Raw genomic sequence first — 16,026 nt, 5'->3', positions numbered from 1 at the left:
CTGAACTTTTAGATGCAAGTCAACCTTTTTCTAAAACTTTTTAAAATCATACCGGAAGGGTAATACGCTGAGAAACGAAAAAGGATGATATGTCATTTAGATAGAGCGTTGGTCGCTGTTTTTTTGGGTGATGTTTATGCAGTGCAGACTCGCCAGTTCGGTGCCTGATGAGTGAGGGCTGCTTGCTTGGTTATCTTGAAAGAAATGAATGCAACGAATCCTGTCGGATGGTATCGTGTATAAACGTTTTGAACATAAATGGGCAGTTTTTGAACATAATTCCGATCTCCTGTACATAAAGTCGCAATTTTTGGACATACATCCGTACATGAACATAAATTCTGTGGTGGAGCTATTTTGCGAGTAAATATGCCGCTTTTTCAAACCAATTAAGGCTGAAATATCCCTCTCGATGTAAAATTAACTCAAAATCATTCGTATTTTGCCGGAAAAGCCTCAGTTGCTGCCCTTTTGTATCGTTTTCCTCTAAAAGGATCAGGCAGAGAGAGGATCGCCTGATCTTTTTATTATCGAACGAAGCTTTTGCCTTATTCCAATCAGCCCAAACCACACAGCGCTGGGCAAAAGCGGCCGATCCTGCCGGAGACAGTATACTTTTGAGTATCTACTCAGTTCCTTTCAATAGGGAGGCTCTATGGCAGTCTCAGGCCTTACTGGTGGAACCGATGTGCACATGACTTCCTGAATCTTTAGAACAACAACAGAAGGCCAGAACAGAATAAAGGGTAGATGAATTTTAAAAATCCAATAAAAAATAAACCCTATTGGCCAATCAGCCAGTAGGGTTTTAAGCGTTCTTCTCTTCGGAAATCAAATATTTGCAATACGAGCCGCCTTTTGCAAGGCATTCAGTGCGTTCCACATGGTCTGTACCAAGCATTCTCTGGAACAAAGAGAGCTCACATGAACAGGCATGCTGGTATTCGTTTGCCACTTTTGCGATCGGGCAATTAAATTCTTTTAATTCATATCGGCCGTTGTCTGTTTTTTCCCATTCGACCATATAGCCGGCTTCATTTTGAATATCGGCTAGTTCAGCCACTTTTTGCTCGAAGCTTTTGTTCTCCATCCGTTTCTTATACTTTTCATTTAAGCGGTTTTCACGGCGGACAAAAAGTTCCTGCACAGCTTTTTCACCGGCAATCTCCTGAATGTCTCTCATAAACTCAACGGTCAGTCCGGAATAATTGCGTGGAAATTGTTCGTCCGCAGTTTCGGAAAGCTGATACACATTCAGCGGCCGTCCCATTGCCTGGCGGACCAGGGTGGATTCAACGAGTCTGTCTCTCTCTAATGTATTTAAGTGGCGCCTTACAGCCATCTCTGTAATGCCAAGACGGCCGGCCATTTCAGTAACCGTTAACTTTCTATAGCGCTTAAGCATATGAATGATTTCTGAACGGGTAGAGGTGTTGTTAGCCATAGCCATAAATCATCACCTTCCTTACCCTTATCTTACAGCATTTGCTAGCAAAAGTACATTCTAAACAAAAATGTTTAGAAATACAATTGCTCTGTTAGTTCTGCTGATCGTCGGGGAGGAAAGCAGAAACAGGTCCCAATTCTTGTTCAATGTAACGCCTTACATCTGAAGGAAAGCTATCGATCGATCCTGCATTTTCTATAAGAACTTCAGATATTTCTTTGTGGCTGACACTCGCGAATTGCTGAACAAGCATTTTTCGCAATGCTATCACCTTTTTTAATCGTTCAGCATTTTCTGCACTGATGACTTTTTCGTCTTCAAGGATGTCCAATATGTCTTGATAACTGCCTGGGTCTCTCATAATAAAACCGTCAATCATCGAATTGCCTACATCAATCATGCTTTCAATGATTACATGTGCTGCCCGCTCAAGTGCCAGTTTTTCAGCATCACTTTCCTTCCCGGCCAGTTTTTTTGCCTGTTTAAGCAGAAATTCCAGATATTCCAAGTGGTGTTCAATCTTTTTTCTGTCAACGAAATACATAGGTCTCACCCTGCCTTGTCATTTTGCATAGTCCTTTTTAGTTTATCACAAAAAGTAAAGTGAACAACGAAAGCACCGGCCTATTTTCTTCTAAAGAGTTGTCTGCTATCATGAAAAAGTAAAAGGGAAAAGCCTTTGCGGCAAGGAGGACTGAATGTGGCAGAAGAACGCTTTTTTCTATATGACGATACGGAAAAATCTGAAACGCGTTTCGTAAGTTTTATGGGAACAAATACCCGATTTGACCTCGCCATCGTAAAAACAGGAAGGCATTACGGAAAAAGCCTGATACTTGATCTGCAGGGAAGCCGTTTTTCCATCATAGGAGAAGATGACCTTGCGGAAGAGGGCTACTTAGAGCATGTTTTTCAGCTTAGTGAGGAAGACGCACAGGAGCTTCGGGAGTTCCTTTACGAAACCTTATAATGAGCGGGAAAATTACCCACACAAAAAAAGCCGAACCCTGGGCAGTTTAAAAAAAGGATAGAGTATCTTCTATCCTTCACCTGCCTGAAGGGAATGGTTACTTTGTATAACAAGGATAAAGAAACGTATACAGATTTCTCCAATGTGGAAACCGGAAGGCGCTATGTTTTGCCTGAGGACTTTCCTGAAGGGCCCTACGGATCACCGATCAATGCGAAGCTCGGCAAATCCACTCCCTGGAAAGAAAATCAGCGGTATTACAGTGCCTTTAATTATGAGTATAAAAATCTTCATGCCGGAATGGAACGCCAATATCCCGGTGCTCATCCTACGCATGACGATCCAGGAGAAGATTCAGAAGAACCTTACCAAAACTTTAAATAAGGCAGGCTGATAGCCCCCGATCATCAGGGGGTTATTTTCTTCAGCACAAAATAAGGGCAGCCGAAGTTACAATACTCATAAATGTATTCAGGAAGCGTGCTGATCTTCGTATCATACGTCGCTTTATCATGCCCATCTTCAAAAAACCCACGCAGCCTGAGCTGTTCATAGCCAATATCGCCGACAAGATAATCATACTTATGTAAAATTTCGCTGTACCTTGACTTCAGCTGTTCCTCGTCAAAGGCCTCTTTATTATTTTCTATTAGTTCGTAGCAATGCTCACCAATACAAATCATGAACTCACCTCACCTATATATTTTACCATGTCCCTTAAAAATACAGCCAACAATTTCTTTGTAAAAAGTTTTTTATTGTGGTCAACCTAAGGATAAGGAGGTGAATCACATGAATAAAAGATTTACTGCATTGATGATCTTAACCTTTGCCCTGTTTACCGCTGCGTGCTCGGATGACGACACGAGAAAAGAAACGACAAGCGGCTATAAATTTTCGAACACCAGCTACAAAAATTATAAAAACGAAAATAACACGATGGGAACCGACAGAAGATATGGGGATTTCGGCTTTGTACGCCATGAATTCAAGGGAGAGAACAGAAAACCTCTTACTTCCAATCAAATACCAAAAATGGATCGCCAAAAGCTGGCTGACATGATCACTGACCTGGCCGTGCGCCTTCCAAACATTAAAGACATGGCAGTTCTTGTTACAGATGAAGAGGTACTTATGGCTTATGAAACAACCAGCAAAAATCGCATCGCGATGGCAGATAGCGTAAAGAGAACCGCTTTTTCCGTTGTTCCGCGCTATTATCATGTTTACGTTTCCGATAAAAAAGGGATGATCGGCAAACTCGAACAGTATCGTTCCGTCAACTATGATACAGAAAATGCTGAGGGAATTATCGACCGCTTAATCGCACAGATGAAAAAATCACCGCAAGGGTACAAAGTCAGCGATGGAGAAAACCAGAACGGAGAGATGAAAGGCGAAATGCACAGCAAGATGAATAACATGAAAAGATAAATATAAAACATATTCCGCAAAACAAAAAAAAGCCGGATTTCCGGCTTTTTCTTATTAGTTGCTCTGAACGGCTTTGTTGGCAGCGTTCACTTGTTCATCTGCATGGTAAGAAGAACGGACAAGCGGGCCTGCTTCACAATGCTTGAATCCTTTGCTGAGCGCGATTTTGCGAAGCTCTGCAAATTCGTCTGGATGGTAATATTTTCGAACTTTTAAATGTTTTTTCGTCGGCTGAAGGTATTGCCCTACAGTCACGATATCAACGTTGTTCGCACGAAGATCATCAAACGTTTCAATAATTTCTTCCCAAGTTTCCCCAAGGCCGATCATGATGCTTGATTTTGTAGGAATATTTTCGTTCATTTCTTTTGCACGGCGCAGGAACTCAAGCGTGCGCTCGTACGTGGCGCGCGCTCTGACTCTTGGAGTCAAGCGTCTTACCGTCTCAATATTATGGTTCATGATGTCTGGTTTGGCATCCATTAGTGCGGCAAGGTTTTCCTGAACCCCCATCATATCGGATGGCAGAACTTCAATGGAACAGAATGGATTGCGTCTTCGAATCGCTCTAACCGTTTCCGCGAAAACAGCGGCGCCTCCATCTTTTAAATCGTCCCGGGCAACGGCGGTAATCACCACGTGCTTTAATCCCATCTGTTCAACGGATTCCGCTACGCGTTCCGGCTCCTGAAGGTCCAGTTCTGTCGGCAATCCCGTCTTAACTGCACAAAAACGGCAGGCACGGGTACATACATCACCAAGAATCATGAAGGTTGCCGTTTTTCTTACTGCCCAGCACTCGTGGATGTTCGGGCAGCGAGCTTCTTCACAAACGGTATGTAGTTTCTTCTCGCGCATCATTTTTTTGAGGCCTTTATAGTTATCGTTTGTGTTCAGCTTTATTTTTAGCCATTCCGGTTTACGGATGTGCTCTTCCTTCTTAGCCAAAATCCTCACTCCAATTCATCGTCCTGCACATAAAAACAGTGTGCTTTTAAAAGTAGAGATACATTAGAAACTTTAACATAACTGGCGAGAAAACTCCAATCCATGATATTTCCATCATTTATATAATATGAAATTTCTTTTACCAACCAAACTAAGGATATGATGCAGAAAAGGAGTTGAGATGCTCACCATGAAAACTTGGCTAAGACTTTTTTTGTTTGCTTCCTTGATCGGATTCCTTTTACCAGAGCAGGAAGCCCTGGCAGAACGAACCTATAACCAAGAAGATGTTCAGAGACTGGCATTATATAACAAGATGGAAACGGTAACGCACATTCCCTGGTATTACTATGCAGGTGTCGACCAATATGAACGAAGTGTACGCCGTGCCAGAAAAGACCTGCCTAAAGCTTCGGGATTAGTCGGGATTTATTTCTCGCCTATTCAATGGTCCGGCCCGTTAAATCCGAACATGGATGACAAAAGCCCGGATTCGATTCGAATCTTTGGCGGAGCCGGCATGGATGGAAATAATGATGGATTAGCCGACCGAAATAATGACGAAGACTTGCTGTACACATTTTCTAACATTATCCAAAAGTATGGGTTCGATGAAGAAAATTTTAGGATCGGGCTTTGGGAGTTCTACAGAAGGGATAAGGCCGTAAGTATCATAATGGAGAATGCTGAAATCTATAAAGCCTATGGCACAGTTGCGCTTAATAAGCATGGCTTTGTCGTGCCTCTCCGATCCAATTACAGCTTTAGAAATACATGGGGGGACCGCAGGGGATATGGCGGCCTGCGCATTCATGAAGGAACCGATATTTTTGCGGACTATGGTGTCCCTGTAAAAGCAACATCTTACGGAATCATCGAAATGAAGGGCTGGAACCGATTTGGCGGCTGGCGGATCGGGATTCGTGACATCAATAATGTTTATCACTATTTTGCACATCTGTCCAGTTTCAATAAATCCATTGAAAAAGGATCGATCGTAGAGCCTGGTATGGTTGTCGGTTATGTAGGAAGCTCTGGCTATGGCCCACCCGGCACTTCAGGCAAATTCCCTCCCCACTTGCATTATGGCATGTATAGAGACAACGGGTATACCGAATGGGCCTTTGATCCCTATCCCTACTTGCGTGCATGGGAAAGGCAGGAGCGGACAGCCTCGCGGTTGCGTCGTTAAGAAAAAAACCACCCGCTGATCACAGGCGGGTGGCTTTTGTTTGAAAAGGTTAAATTTTTTCGATCACAAGAAAATCGTGTGAGTACTTATTTTTCTCATCTACATTGCCGGGTGTTTCAGAAACCAGCTTCCATTCAGATTCATCAATTTCCGGGAAATACGTATCACCTTGAAAGCTTTCGTTGATTTTGGTGATGTACATTCGCTGGACATAAGGCATGAACAATGAAAAAACTTCGGCTCCGCCAATTACACATACTTCTTCTTCCTTCCGCTCCAATGCTTGCTGTACCGAGTGAATGATCGTACATCCTTCTGCCTGAAATGATTCATTTCTTGTCAAAATGATATTCTCACGCCCGGGAAGGGGTTTGCCGATGGAGTCGAAAGTTTTGCGGCCCATAACGATCGGCTTGCCCATCGTTACTTTCTTAAAATACTGCAGATCTGCTGGAAGATACCAGGGAAGTTCGTTGCGGTTTCCGATCAGCCGGTTCTCATCCATAGCAAATACAAAGGAAATCATACGGACACCTCACCTTTAATCCGTGGATGATGCTCGTAATTCAAAAGCTCAAAATCCTCAAATTTGAAATCAAAAATAGAAGTGACTTCTGGATTTATTTTCATCACAGGCAGAGGTTTAGGCTCTCTGGAAAGCTGCAGCTTCACCTGATCCAAATGGTTTAAATAAATATGCGCGTCACCGACCGTATGTATAAATTCACCCGGCTTTAAGCCGCATACTTGAGCAATCATCATCGTTAACAGCGCGTAAGAGGCGATATTAAAAGGCACGCCAAGAAACAGATCTGCAGAACGCTGATATAGCTGGCAGGATAATTTTCCGTCAGCAACATAAAATTGAAAAAGGGTATGGCATGGCGGAAGGGCCATTTTTGGAACATCAGAAGGATTCCATGCTGAAACTAAGAGCCTTCTGGAATCCGGGTTATGCTTGATATCATGGATCAGGTTGGAGATCTGATCGATCGTCTCACCGTTTGGCGTCTGCCATGAACGCCATTGATGGCCGTAGACAGGACCTAAATCCCCGTTTTCGTCAGCCCATTCATCCCATATTGAAACTCCGTTCTGTTGAAGATAGGCAATATTCGTATCACCTTTTAAAAACCAAAGAAGCTCATGTATGATGGACCGTAAATGAAGTTTTTTAGTGGTAACTACCGGAAATCCCTCTTGGAGGTCGTATCTCATCTGCCTTCCAAAAACAGATATGGTCCCTGTTCCCGTACGGTCTTCTTTCCTTGTTCCATTCTCCAGCGTGTCTTGCAGTAGATTCAAATATTGTTTCATTTCACCGGGGCACCTCACTTTACATTATTACTATCCTATATCCTACCTTAAAAGAGTCTCTCTTGCATCGTTTTAATATAAAATCATTTGTCTCAATTTAATTACAAAATTAAAAATTATATCCATTTTCTTCACATCATTGTTATACTGAATATAAAGTTAACTCGGGATTGAAATACAGGGGGGATGACCTTGGATTTCAAAAGGCTATTACAGTGGATGTATTACTTGCAGGTTGCCTTTTTTGTAAGCGGAATCTATCTTCTATTGGTATACATCCTGACCAGCAATTCAAAGCGTATACAAGTCATGAGCGGAGTGCTTTGTTTTAACCTCATCTCCCTAAAGGTGATGAGAGACCGAAGCAAAATCTAAAAACTGTACCCAGAAATGGAGTACAGTTTTTCTTTATACCATTTTCAGCAAAGCATCCCTACCGGCCATTCCAACTTCAATGCCAATGGCATAAGCTTCAGTTGTAATGGATTCGAGCGGCGCGTTGATCAACTGATCGATGGTGCGCACACCTACGGCTCTTCCGGCAATGATCTTACGGTCTGAGAGCTTTTCGTTCAAGAGGGCGACGTCCAATGCCCCGCACATGATATACCCTTTGTCATTATAAACAGCTAGCAGGCTTGTTTTCGGCAGCTGGACGGTAACCGCGGTAAATGGATGTCCGTCAATGATTACCGGGTTTAATTCAATCATGTTCTACACCCCTTTCCTCCTATATGGTATGTACCAAAGGAGAAAGAGTGCGTCCACTACTGCCCAATCCCCATCCTCAGTTTCCATTCAAGAAGATCCCGAAGTGTTTCAGGCAGCATAAACCTTTTTGTTTTATTTCTGGCGATTGTGGGGTAAAATTTCCCGAATGTAAACATATCAATAACGGTAACTTTGTAAACTTGTTCATCCTTAACAGGTTCACCATTCATCCAAATCCTTCTGAGATGAACCTGCTGGTCATCAAGCATCGTTTCTTCTACTCTGATCCCTGAAAACGCCATACGGCCCATGACCTTCCCTCTAAAGCCGAATCCTCTCACTTCCCTGTGGATCATCTCTAAGCTTAAACCCGCTTGGACGATCTCCTTGATCTCATCTCCTGTCAAATCGACGATACATGGATTAATGGGATGTGGACAAATGCGATGGAGGTCTCCTTTTGTGACACGACCAGCAGGCAGACTCTCTAAAATAATTCCGGAATTAACCATCGAATAAGAGGTCTTGGACCATTCTTTCAGCGCATCCGCCATCAGCTGGGCAAAAGGGGATGATTCGTACCATGAGATATGAAGGGGTTCCTGCAAAATGGCAACTTCCGTTTCCAGCACCTTCTCTCCTCTTTGCTTGAGTTCTAGAAGAAGCTCAGCTCCTCCACTGTCTTCTGCTTTGTCAGACAGATCGATAAGCCCCGCACGCTTTGATGTGATTTTTTTAGTTGCCGGCTCATACTCAATGTTGATTTCACCGAGATATACGCCAAATTTTCCGGTTTGTGCGACCAGTGTTCCATTTATCATTTTTCCTTCTGGAAGCACATGGTGGGTATGGGCACCAAGAATGAGGTCAATTCCTTTGATTTCCTGAGCCATCCTCTCATCAAAGTTTAAGCCCAGGTGGGATAAAACAACGACAAGATCACAATTTTTTCTCAATTCAGCAATAATTTCAGGCAGATATTTGAATGGATCCTCTACCTGCCAGCCTAATGAATGATAAAAGGCCTGAAAAGCTACAGTGACTCCAGCAACCCCGATCCGAAGCCCATCACCTGTCGTGAACACCTCAGTAACTTTTGCCCAATGAGGGCGTTCTCCATTTTCATCAAAAAGGTTAGCCGCCAGTATCGGGAAATCTGCTTGAGTATAAAGAGCGTTCAGTTCTTCTTTTGTAAGTGTAATGCCTTCATTATTGCCAATGGTAACTGCATCTGCACCAGCTTGATTAAGAAGGAGCGTATTTCCTTGTCCTAATGTCCCTTCTGTCAGTGGATTGGCACGGTCCATAAAATCTCCGCAATCAAAATAAAATAGAGAATGCCCCTTTGCAGAGGCCTCCCTACGTTCCGTGTGGATCTGTTTAACAATCCGCGGCCAAAATTCAAAATGGCTGTGTACATCATTGGTGTGATAAATTTTTAATGTATTTAACATAGTGCCCCCTGAACCATAAGAACCTGCCCTTAGCGCAGCAGGCCATTGTAAACTCTATTGCCTTTGTTTTTAAAACAAATCAAGCTGTCTTGGAGACAGCCCCTCATAATTGAGGCCCAGCATATCAATAAACTGTCTCGCGTTATCTGCTGCATCCCCGCCAGAATTGTTGTTAAACAGCACGACAATCTCCTTCGTACGTTCTTTTAATGACTCCACATGCCTCTTCCATTCCGTCAATTCTTCCTTATTGTACCGATACAAATATCGAACTTCTCTCCAGTTCTCTTGTCCATGATTGTTCCATCCATGAACATTCCTTCCATGCAGCCGGATAATCGTCAGGTCCTTAGACGTCGGTTCAATTACGGAAGGAACGGAACCCTGACCCGCTTGAGGTTCATCACAAATCGTGTGGATCCAGCGTTCATCCTGCATAAATTCCAGGGTCCTTTCCCTGATTTCAGGCAAGAACCATGATTGATGGCGAAATTCGAGCGCAACCGGAATATCCTCCATCATTTCTCTCGTAAACCTTAGCATCTGCACACTTTCCTTATTGCATTCAAACCAAGGCGGATATTGAAAGAGTACAGCCTTCATCTTCCCGGCCTCGCGTACAGGCTGAATGGAGGCTTTAAATAAATCGAACATCTCTTTTGTGGATTCGAAAGGAATTTTCCCTCTGGAATGCCCGGTCATCCCTTGGTAGGCTTTTATGATAAAAGAAAAGCGGTCCGGTGTATCTTTGATCCATTTTTGGTAGTTCTTCAGCGGCTGGATGGCATAGAACGAGGAATCCACTTCGACCACTGGAAAAAACCCGCTGTACAGCTTTAATTTTTCAGTGGATTTCGTTCCTTCCGGATATAATGACTGGTGGTCCCCCCACCCCGTTACTCCAATCAGTATCATAGGCTTTCTTTCTCCTCATTATGAATGGTTATACTTTCTGTTCCCCCAAAAATACATTATGTAAAAAAAGCGAACCCCGTATTGGCGTTCGCTTTTTGATTTGCTGATATAAACCGATAGAATCTTCCATCGGATCGTAAGCGGCACGGAATTTATTCTAGAAGCAGTAGTTCCACCCCATATATTCCGAAATTCTGGCATATAATTTTTAATCTTCTTAGTCATTTATCTCAGAGTTTAAAACTTATGTCAAGTCGTACACGATCAACAAGCAGAGTTAAATATACGTTAGTTCTATTTTTACTTATACTGTTTCAAGATCTGTTTGATCTCCTTTTCCACTAAACCATAAAGATTAACAGATCTAGCAGAGTTCCTTACACTTTTAAGACCCTCCAACTGAACCATCATGTTTCTTGCTTCCGCCAAATAAGAGATGGCTTCCTTCATTTTGTCTTTATAAGGTTTAGTGGTTCTTTCGATATCTGCGGCGAACGTTTCATCCGTACCAGGGGTAATGCAAGCTTCGTACATATCTATGATCTCATCTGTTTCCCGATCAGGATTGTATTCATGAGGGGCTGTACTATCAAATATGGCGATGCCTTTTTCACGAAGAATGACCATGTCCAAACTGTTCGGATCAAATCCGCAGTGGTAGATCTCAACATCGTATCCCTTTTCCTCTCCAGCAGCTGCAATCCTCTTAAGCATTGTGGATTTCCCCGACCCCGCTCTGCCTTTAATAAAATAACGTTTCCCAATACTTTCTGTTAGATTTTGGACATAGTCAACCGCGCCATTTGGAGTTGCAGCACCAAGGAACCGATGTTTTACATTTGAAGTTTTTTCAGCTGTCTCCTCTCCATAGAAAAGATCAATCAGCTCATTTGTCAATTGGTCGGCTTTAGCAAAACTCATATTAGCGATATAGATATCTTCAATGTCATCATGTGCTTTAAGTGATTCCGCAAATGTTGTATATGCTCTTTCAAATTTTGCACAGATGTCCATCTGAAGCTGATGGATTTCATCATTATTTTCAGAGGGATATTTAGCGGCCCATTCACTTTCAAGAATGGTTACTTGCAGATTTTCGCTTGCTATGTGCTTGCGAATATCAGGTACTGCATCATCAATGATTGCAACACCGGCATCGGGAACAATTAACCCTTCTGTCCACTCATTATTAGATGCACAGTGTAAATATTCAATAGTATGGCCTTCAGCTCTTAAGGTTTCACCTATTGTATTAACGAAAGCAGATTTATCGGAACGCAACCCCCCTTGAAGTAAAAACACACGGTTTAAACCCCTTAATGCAGAGTCATATAGACTAACATATCCTTTAGCTGTGTTCCCACCTGCAAAATAATGAAGCGCATTTCCACGCATAGAATCACCCTTTCCCTTTTCTGCTAACATATGTTCACCATGAATAAGGGTGAATGCCTACCAATCAAAAGGTAAAAATCTTGCAGGAAATGGAAAAGATTCTGCTAATGCTTGTTTTGAAGTTGACTATAGAAAATAAAAAAAGCTGCAGATTACTCTGCAACTAAAAATTATACATGTCATAAATTTCTCATTTTATTTCAATTCTAAATTAGATTTTAGGAAGAAAGACAAAGTCACCATTAGTTATTCCTCAATTTTTCTCGTTTGAAGATGTAGATAGTAAAGGACGAGCCTTAAACTTGGGGGAGACGGTCCTTTTGCAAGAGGAGATTAATCCTTTATTAACCGAACTTCGAAAACGGGATATTATTGTGACCGCCGTTCACAATCACTGGTTATTTGAAGAGCCTAGAGCCATGTATATGCATTTTGAATCAATTGATGAGCCATTGTCTTTTGCAAGAAAAGTAAGAGCAGCATTCAAGGTATTGCGAGGCTGAAAAAAACCAAGAGAGTTTACGCTCTCTTGGTTTTTTATGATACTGTAAGATTCATCATTAACCCAAGGTACATGGCACAAATAAAGAACAAACCAAAAATTACAGCCACGGTTGGCGTTACTTTTGTAATAAGCTAAACGAAGGCCTCCACAAAGAATGAGTAGAAGCCTTTATTTATTTAAAGGTAAACGTATATACACTGTAGTTCCCTCCCCGAGGACACTGGTGATCCAGATTGTTCCTCCGTGAGCTTCAACTAGTTGTTTAGCAATGGTAAGTCCAATTCCGCTACCGCCAAATTGTCTGTTCCTGGACTTTTCACTTCGATAAAAACGCTCAAATACTTTTTTTACATCTTCTTCGGGGATTCCGATTCCAGTATCTTTAATAGTGATGATGACAGTATCAGGTTCTTTCTGGCTTGTAATGATTACATTACCACCTGATGGTGTAAACTTTAGTGCATTGGTCAATAGGTTAATAAATAGTTGTACCATTCGTTTTTTATCTAACCATAGATTGATACGAACTGAATCAGAGTATTTAACGTCGACTCCTTTTTGATCAAACGACTGCTTTAAGGTAGAAATACTCTGTAGGATCACCAGATCTAGCTCCTCTTGTTTCTTTTCTAAAATAAAGTCGGGAGCTTCAAAAGTGGTCAACTGCTCCAAATCCTGTACTAACAAAATAAGCCGCTCAATTTCTTCTCTAAAAGAATGCATTCGGTCAGGAGTAGCTTCAAAAATCCCATCTTCTATCGCCTCTAAATGACTTTTTAAAGTGGCCAAAGGTGTCCGCAGCTCATGAGCAATGTCGCTGGTCATGTTTTTTCTTACAGCTTCCTGATTTTTGAGCAGTGCAGCAAGTTCGTTTAAGGACTGTCCCAATTCATTCAATTCATCATTCCCCTGAGTGTTTACTCTGACATCCAGATCTCCTTTTGCCATTTTTTCAGCTGCCATTCTCATCTGTATAAGAGGTCTGGACAATCTGTTGGCTACGATATAACTGAGGACACAAACTAAGACAAAGACGCCAAGAGATGTCCAAAAGATGGAACCGATAACCGCTCGTTCAAAGTGGATGGTTAAAGGTGTCATGGCTCGAAACTCAGGTGCATCGATTTGAAACATTTTAAAATGGTGATGAACTTCCAACATAACAATGAGGCTTGAAATAAGAAGTATTGATGTGGCTGCAAGGATAAAAACGATCGTTAAACGAGCATGTAATCCCTTAATCTTCATAAGAACTCCCTTTGAACCTGTAGCCTAAACCAAACACAGTTTGAATGTACTGAGGCTGTTTAGGATTTTTCTCAATTTTATGCCGGAGGTTTTTGATATGCTGATCAATTGCTCGCGGATCCCCTTCGTAATTAAATCCTAAGACTTTTCCAACGAGCTCATGCCTTGAAAACGTCCGTTTAGGATGCCTCGCAAAAACCAAAAGGGTCTTATATTCTTTAGGGGTTAAGCTGACTTCTGTTCCGTTCAAAAAGACCTCATTGGAGGTTGAGTCAATTGTTAGCTCACCGCCATTATAAGAAATACGATCGGCAAGAAGATCGTATTCATTTGCCCTCCTCAATATGGTTTTCACTCTCATCACAAGTTCCTTAGGACTAAATGGTTTGACCATATAATCATCTGCACCTAAGGATAATCCTTTGATTCGCTCTTGTTCCTTTACTTTTGCCGTTAACATTAAAATGGGAACTGATATTTCTTGCCTGATAATGTGACAAACGTCTTCACCAGTGATATCCGGCAACATTAGATCTAGAATGATAAAATCAATATGGCCCTTCCTTACTTGGTTTATGGCATCCTGTCCTGTTGAGGCTTCTATCGTTTGAAATCCATCGTTTCGTAAATAGGACGAGACAACTTCGAGAATCTTATCTTCGTCATCAACCACTAAAATTGTTTTCATTCTTTCCTCTCCCTGTAATACTTATTGACTATTATAGCGGAAGATATGGTTCATGCACTTTATAGCCTATTTATCGCCAGCAATAGAACAAAATAAAAAAACGTTGAAATAATAACCTCTAACAAGACGTTTAGGTTGGAGAGATATACATGAACCATGATGGACATAGGCATCATCAACATCACCGATTTTGAGCAAGAAGAACAATAAAACGGGAGCGTCACAATTGATAATTGGATACGCTCTGATCCGATTTATTCAGGTTGAAATTCGCTTTCTGTTACCCATTTGTGATTTTTCACTTTTTCTCCGCCCGTCGTTGGAGTGTAGTCAACCATATAAACTGTGGTTTTTTCAGCTGATTCAATCACGGCCGAAGCTCCCTTCATGCCTTTCATATGGTCCGCATTTAGTGTGACTTTTTTCCCAGTTTTAAGGGACTTGTTTCCTGCATCCTTGATTTCCTCCTGAATCACCCACTTGTGATATTCAACAGGGTCACCGCCTGTTGTCGGTGTATAAGTAACCACATACGCAGCTGTATCGTAGACACCCACAATTGTCGCTTTAGCCCCGTTCATACCTTCCATATGACTCGCTTTAATAATGGCCTGGCTTCCCACTTCATATTTTGGATTTTTTGCTTCTTTTAAACCTTTCGGAACTTCACCAGAACTGGAATGGTCCATCCCTTTATGATTCATTTGTTTTTTGTCATGTTCCTTACTGCCGTTACCATCATTATTTGAGCATGCACCTAACGCAAGTGAAAGAGCAAGGATTGTTGATACAAATAAACCTTCTTTAGTCTTCATCTTTTATTTCCTCCTTTTTTTCGAATGGAAACAAAATAAAATAGGTATCTCCCCTACTTAGTTAAGTATAAATAAGAGTTGTGTAGAAGTTGTGTAGAAAGCTACTAAAATCATCTTTTACTTAAAAATTAATCCCTTTGTATATGGTCAACTTTATAATAAAACGAGTTATTTAAGTATTGTTTCAAAATATTAGTGACGTTTTGACGGGGTACTATGGAGCGACCCCAAATTATCATTTATTTTGTTCCGAGGCTTTGACATTAAAAGAAAGGAGGAAGGAGCATATGATTTCACCTTAATCATTAGGGTCAAGGCATGGCAAATCCCTTCTCCACCTTATTCACTTGTTACTCTAACTATTGATGTATCCCTATTGGGAATAGCAGTATCAAAACATAAAGATATATTTCATTAGAATAAGCTGGTAGTTAACATAAAAATAGTTTTCGGAAACCTAAAAAACCGATCTACTGATAAGATCGGTTTTTGCAATTCACCGGATGAATGAAAAGTATGAAATTAGAATCGAGTTCGTGAAGGAAGCTGACTTAAAGTAATGGATTTTATTTTGGATCAATTGTTCATACTAATATAAACTAGCTGTTACAGAAGGAGATTATATGCCAAATCAAGAAAATAACAGCCATAATCCAATTCCACATAAAAATAAAAAAGATGATACATACCACATACTTAAACAAGCAATGGAAATGGATACAGATGTCAATGAAGACACAAATCGTGAAAGATTATTGGATGAATCGTTCGATTCGTTTCTAGAATCGAACGAACAACAGGAAAATTAAACAGGAATTGTCGTGGCTCATCTCAAGAATTAGAAGCACCTAATACATTTATATATCCACCTATCCTTCCCTGATACATGTTTCAAGGTTACCAGCTAATAGAAGGTCAACAGGTAGGACTAAAAAAGTGGAAAAAGTGCAGCTGCGTTTTTTTTTGTAAACCCCAACTTGGCATGGT

19 protein-coding genes and 1 pseudogene are annotated in these 16,026 nt (G+C 41.4%); 7 read left to right on the top strand and 13 right to left on the bottom strand.

Going from position 1 to position 16,026, the window contains the following annotated elements; translation table 11 throughout:
- Positions 1–808 precede the first annotated feature (808 nt).
- Together QYF49_RS04800 and QYF49_RS04795 are read right to left on the bottom strand one after the other, a co-directional pair.
- The gene (locus QYF49_RS04800; protein WP_290398468.1) at positions 809–1,450 is read right to left on the bottom strand and encodes a helix-turn-helix transcriptional regulator; all 642 of its coding nucleotides are present in this window, start codon (positions 1,448–1,450) and stop codon (positions 809–811) included.
- Positions 1,451–1,538: 88 nt separating this feature from the next.
- Entirely contained in the window at positions 1,539–1,991 is a 453-nt protein-coding gene (locus QYF49_RS04795) for a DUF86 domain-containing protein (protein ID WP_290398467.1), read from the bottom strand.
- A gap of 156 nt (positions 1,992–2,147) precedes the next feature.
- On the opposite strand from QYF49_RS04795, the gene QYF49_RS04790 reads away from it, so the two are divergent.
- Positions 2,148–2,417: a DUF3055 domain-containing protein gene (locus QYF49_RS04790; RefSeq protein WP_290398466.1), complete on the top strand. Its 270-nt coding sequence runs from the start codon at positions 2,148–2,150 to the stop codon at positions 2,415–2,417.
- Positions 2,418–2,510: 93 nt separating this feature from the next.
- On the top strand, positions 2,511–2,801 hold the full coding sequence (locus QYF49_RS04785) for a hypothetical protein (RefSeq protein WP_425589543.1): 291 nt from the start codon (positions 2,511–2,513) through the stop codon (positions 2,799–2,801).
- Positions 2,802–2,824: 23 nt separating this feature from the next.
- On the opposite strand, the gene QYF49_RS04780 is transcribed toward QYF49_RS04785, so the two are convergent.
- Entirely contained in the window at positions 2,825–3,100 is a 276-nt protein-coding gene (locus QYF49_RS04780; protein ID WP_290398464.1) for a YutD family protein, read from the bottom strand.
- 109 nt (positions 3,101–3,209) lie between these two features.
- Here QYF49_RS04780 and QYF49_RS04775 point away from each other — a divergent pair, with 109 nt between their 5' ends.
- A complete protein-coding gene (locus QYF49_RS04775) occupies positions 3,210–3,851 on the top strand; it encodes a YhcN/YlaJ family sporulation lipoprotein (RefSeq protein ID WP_290398463.1) in 642 nt (213 codons plus the stop codon).
- Between the two features lie 54 nt (positions 3,852–3,905).
- Here the strand turns inward: QYF49_RS04775 and lipA are convergent, their stop codons facing one another.
- Positions 3,906–4,799, bottom strand: a complete 894-nt coding sequence (gene lipA / locus QYF49_RS04770; RefSeq protein ID WP_290398462.1) for a lipoyl synthase — start codon at positions 4,797–4,799, stop codon at positions 3,906–3,908.
- A gap of 190 nt (positions 4,800–4,989) precedes the next feature.
- Here lipA and QYF49_RS04765 point away from each other — a divergent pair, with 190 nt between their 5' ends.
- Entirely contained in the window at positions 4,990–5,991 is a 1,002-nt protein-coding gene (locus QYF49_RS04765; RefSeq protein ID WP_290398461.1) for a M23 family metallopeptidase, read from the top strand.
- Between the two features lie 49 nt (positions 5,992–6,040).
- Here the strand turns inward: QYF49_RS04765 and QYF49_RS04760 are convergent, their stop codons facing one another.
- Positions 6,041–6,517, bottom strand: a complete 477-nt coding sequence (locus tag QYF49_RS04760) for a dihydrofolate reductase (protein ID WP_290398460.1) — start codon at positions 6,515–6,517, stop codon at positions 6,041–6,043.
- On the bottom strand, positions 6,514–7,308 hold the full coding sequence (locus QYF49_RS04755) for a thymidylate synthase (protein ID WP_290398459.1): 795 nt from the start codon (positions 7,306–7,308) through the stop codon (positions 6,514–6,516). The genes QYF49_RS04760 and QYF49_RS04755 overlap by 4 nt, the downstream gene beginning before the upstream one ends.
- Positions 7,309–7,500: 192 nt before the next feature.
- Between QYF49_RS04755 and QYF49_RS04750 the strand changes: the two genes are divergently transcribed.
- The gene (locus QYF49_RS04750; protein WP_290398458.1) at positions 7,501–7,683 is read left to right on the top strand and encodes a hypothetical protein; all 183 of its coding nucleotides are present in this window, start codon (positions 7,501–7,503) and stop codon (positions 7,681–7,683) included.
- A gap of 33 nt (positions 7,684–7,716) precedes the next feature.
- Here the strand turns inward: QYF49_RS04750 and QYF49_RS04745 are convergent, their stop codons facing one another.
- From QYF49_RS04745 to QYF49_RS04730, 4 genes are all read right to left on the bottom strand, one after another.
- A complete protein-coding gene (locus QYF49_RS04745) occupies positions 7,717–8,019 on the bottom strand; it encodes a YunC family protein (RefSeq protein ID WP_290398457.1) in 303 nt (100 codons plus the stop codon).
- Between the two features lie 56 nt (positions 8,020–8,075).
- Entirely contained in the window at positions 8,076–9,473 is a 1,398-nt protein-coding gene (locus QYF49_RS04740; protein WP_290398456.1) for a bifunctional metallophosphatase/5'-nucleotidase, read from the bottom strand.
- A gap of 69 nt (positions 9,474–9,542) precedes the next feature.
- Positions 9,543–10,388 (bottom strand): DUF72 domain-containing protein, encoded by an 846-nt coding sequence (locus QYF49_RS04735; RefSeq protein ID WP_290398455.1) that lies wholly within the window; start codon positions 10,386–10,388, stop codon positions 9,543–9,545.
- Between the two features lie 300 nt (positions 10,389–10,688).
- Positions 10,689–11,690 (bottom strand): hypothetical protein, encoded by a 1,002-nt coding sequence (locus QYF49_RS04730; RefSeq protein ID WP_290398454.1) that lies wholly within the window; start codon positions 11,688–11,690, stop codon positions 10,689–10,691.
- Positions 11,691–11,998: 308 nt separating this feature from the next.
- Here QYF49_RS04730 and QYF49_RS04725 point away from each other — a divergent pair.
- Positions 11,999–12,286, top strand: a pseudogene (locus QYF49_RS04725) (DUF1259 domain-containing protein); the annotation flags it as partial.
- A gap of 170 nt (positions 12,287–12,456) precedes the next feature.
- Here the strand turns inward: QYF49_RS04725 and QYF49_RS04720 are convergent.
- From QYF49_RS04720 to QYF49_RS04710, 3 genes are all read right to left on the bottom strand, one after another.
- Positions 12,457–13,536, bottom strand: a complete 1,080-nt coding sequence (locus QYF49_RS04720) for a sensor histidine kinase (protein WP_290398453.1) — start codon at positions 13,534–13,536, stop codon at positions 12,457–12,459.
- The gene (locus tag QYF49_RS04715; protein ID WP_290398452.1) at positions 13,526–14,224 is read right to left on the bottom strand and encodes a response regulator transcription factor; all 699 of its coding nucleotides are present in this window, start codon (positions 14,222–14,224) and stop codon (positions 13,526–13,528) included. The genes QYF49_RS04720 and QYF49_RS04715 overlap by 11 nt, the downstream gene beginning before the upstream one ends.
- Before the next feature lie 254 nt (positions 14,225–14,478).
- Positions 14,479–15,039: a YdhK family protein gene (locus QYF49_RS04710; protein WP_290398451.1), complete on the bottom strand. Its 561-nt coding sequence runs from the start codon at positions 15,037–15,039 to the stop codon at positions 14,479–14,481.
- Positions 15,040–15,662: 623 nt separating this feature from the next.
- Here QYF49_RS04710 and QYF49_RS04705 point away from each other — a divergent pair.
- Positions 15,663–15,848 (top strand): hypothetical protein, encoded by a 186-nt coding sequence (locus QYF49_RS04705; protein ID WP_290398450.1) that lies wholly within the window; start codon positions 15,663–15,665, stop codon positions 15,846–15,848.
- Positions 15,849–16,026: the final 178 nt, after the last annotated feature.

It is taken from the genome of Fictibacillus terranigra (assembly GCF_030412265.1).
Taxonomy (GTDB): domain Bacteria; phylum Bacillota; class Bacilli; order Bacillales; family Fictibacillaceae; genus Fictibacillus_C; species Fictibacillus_C terrinigri.
This window is presented reverse-complemented; position numbering and strand designations above follow the sequence as displayed.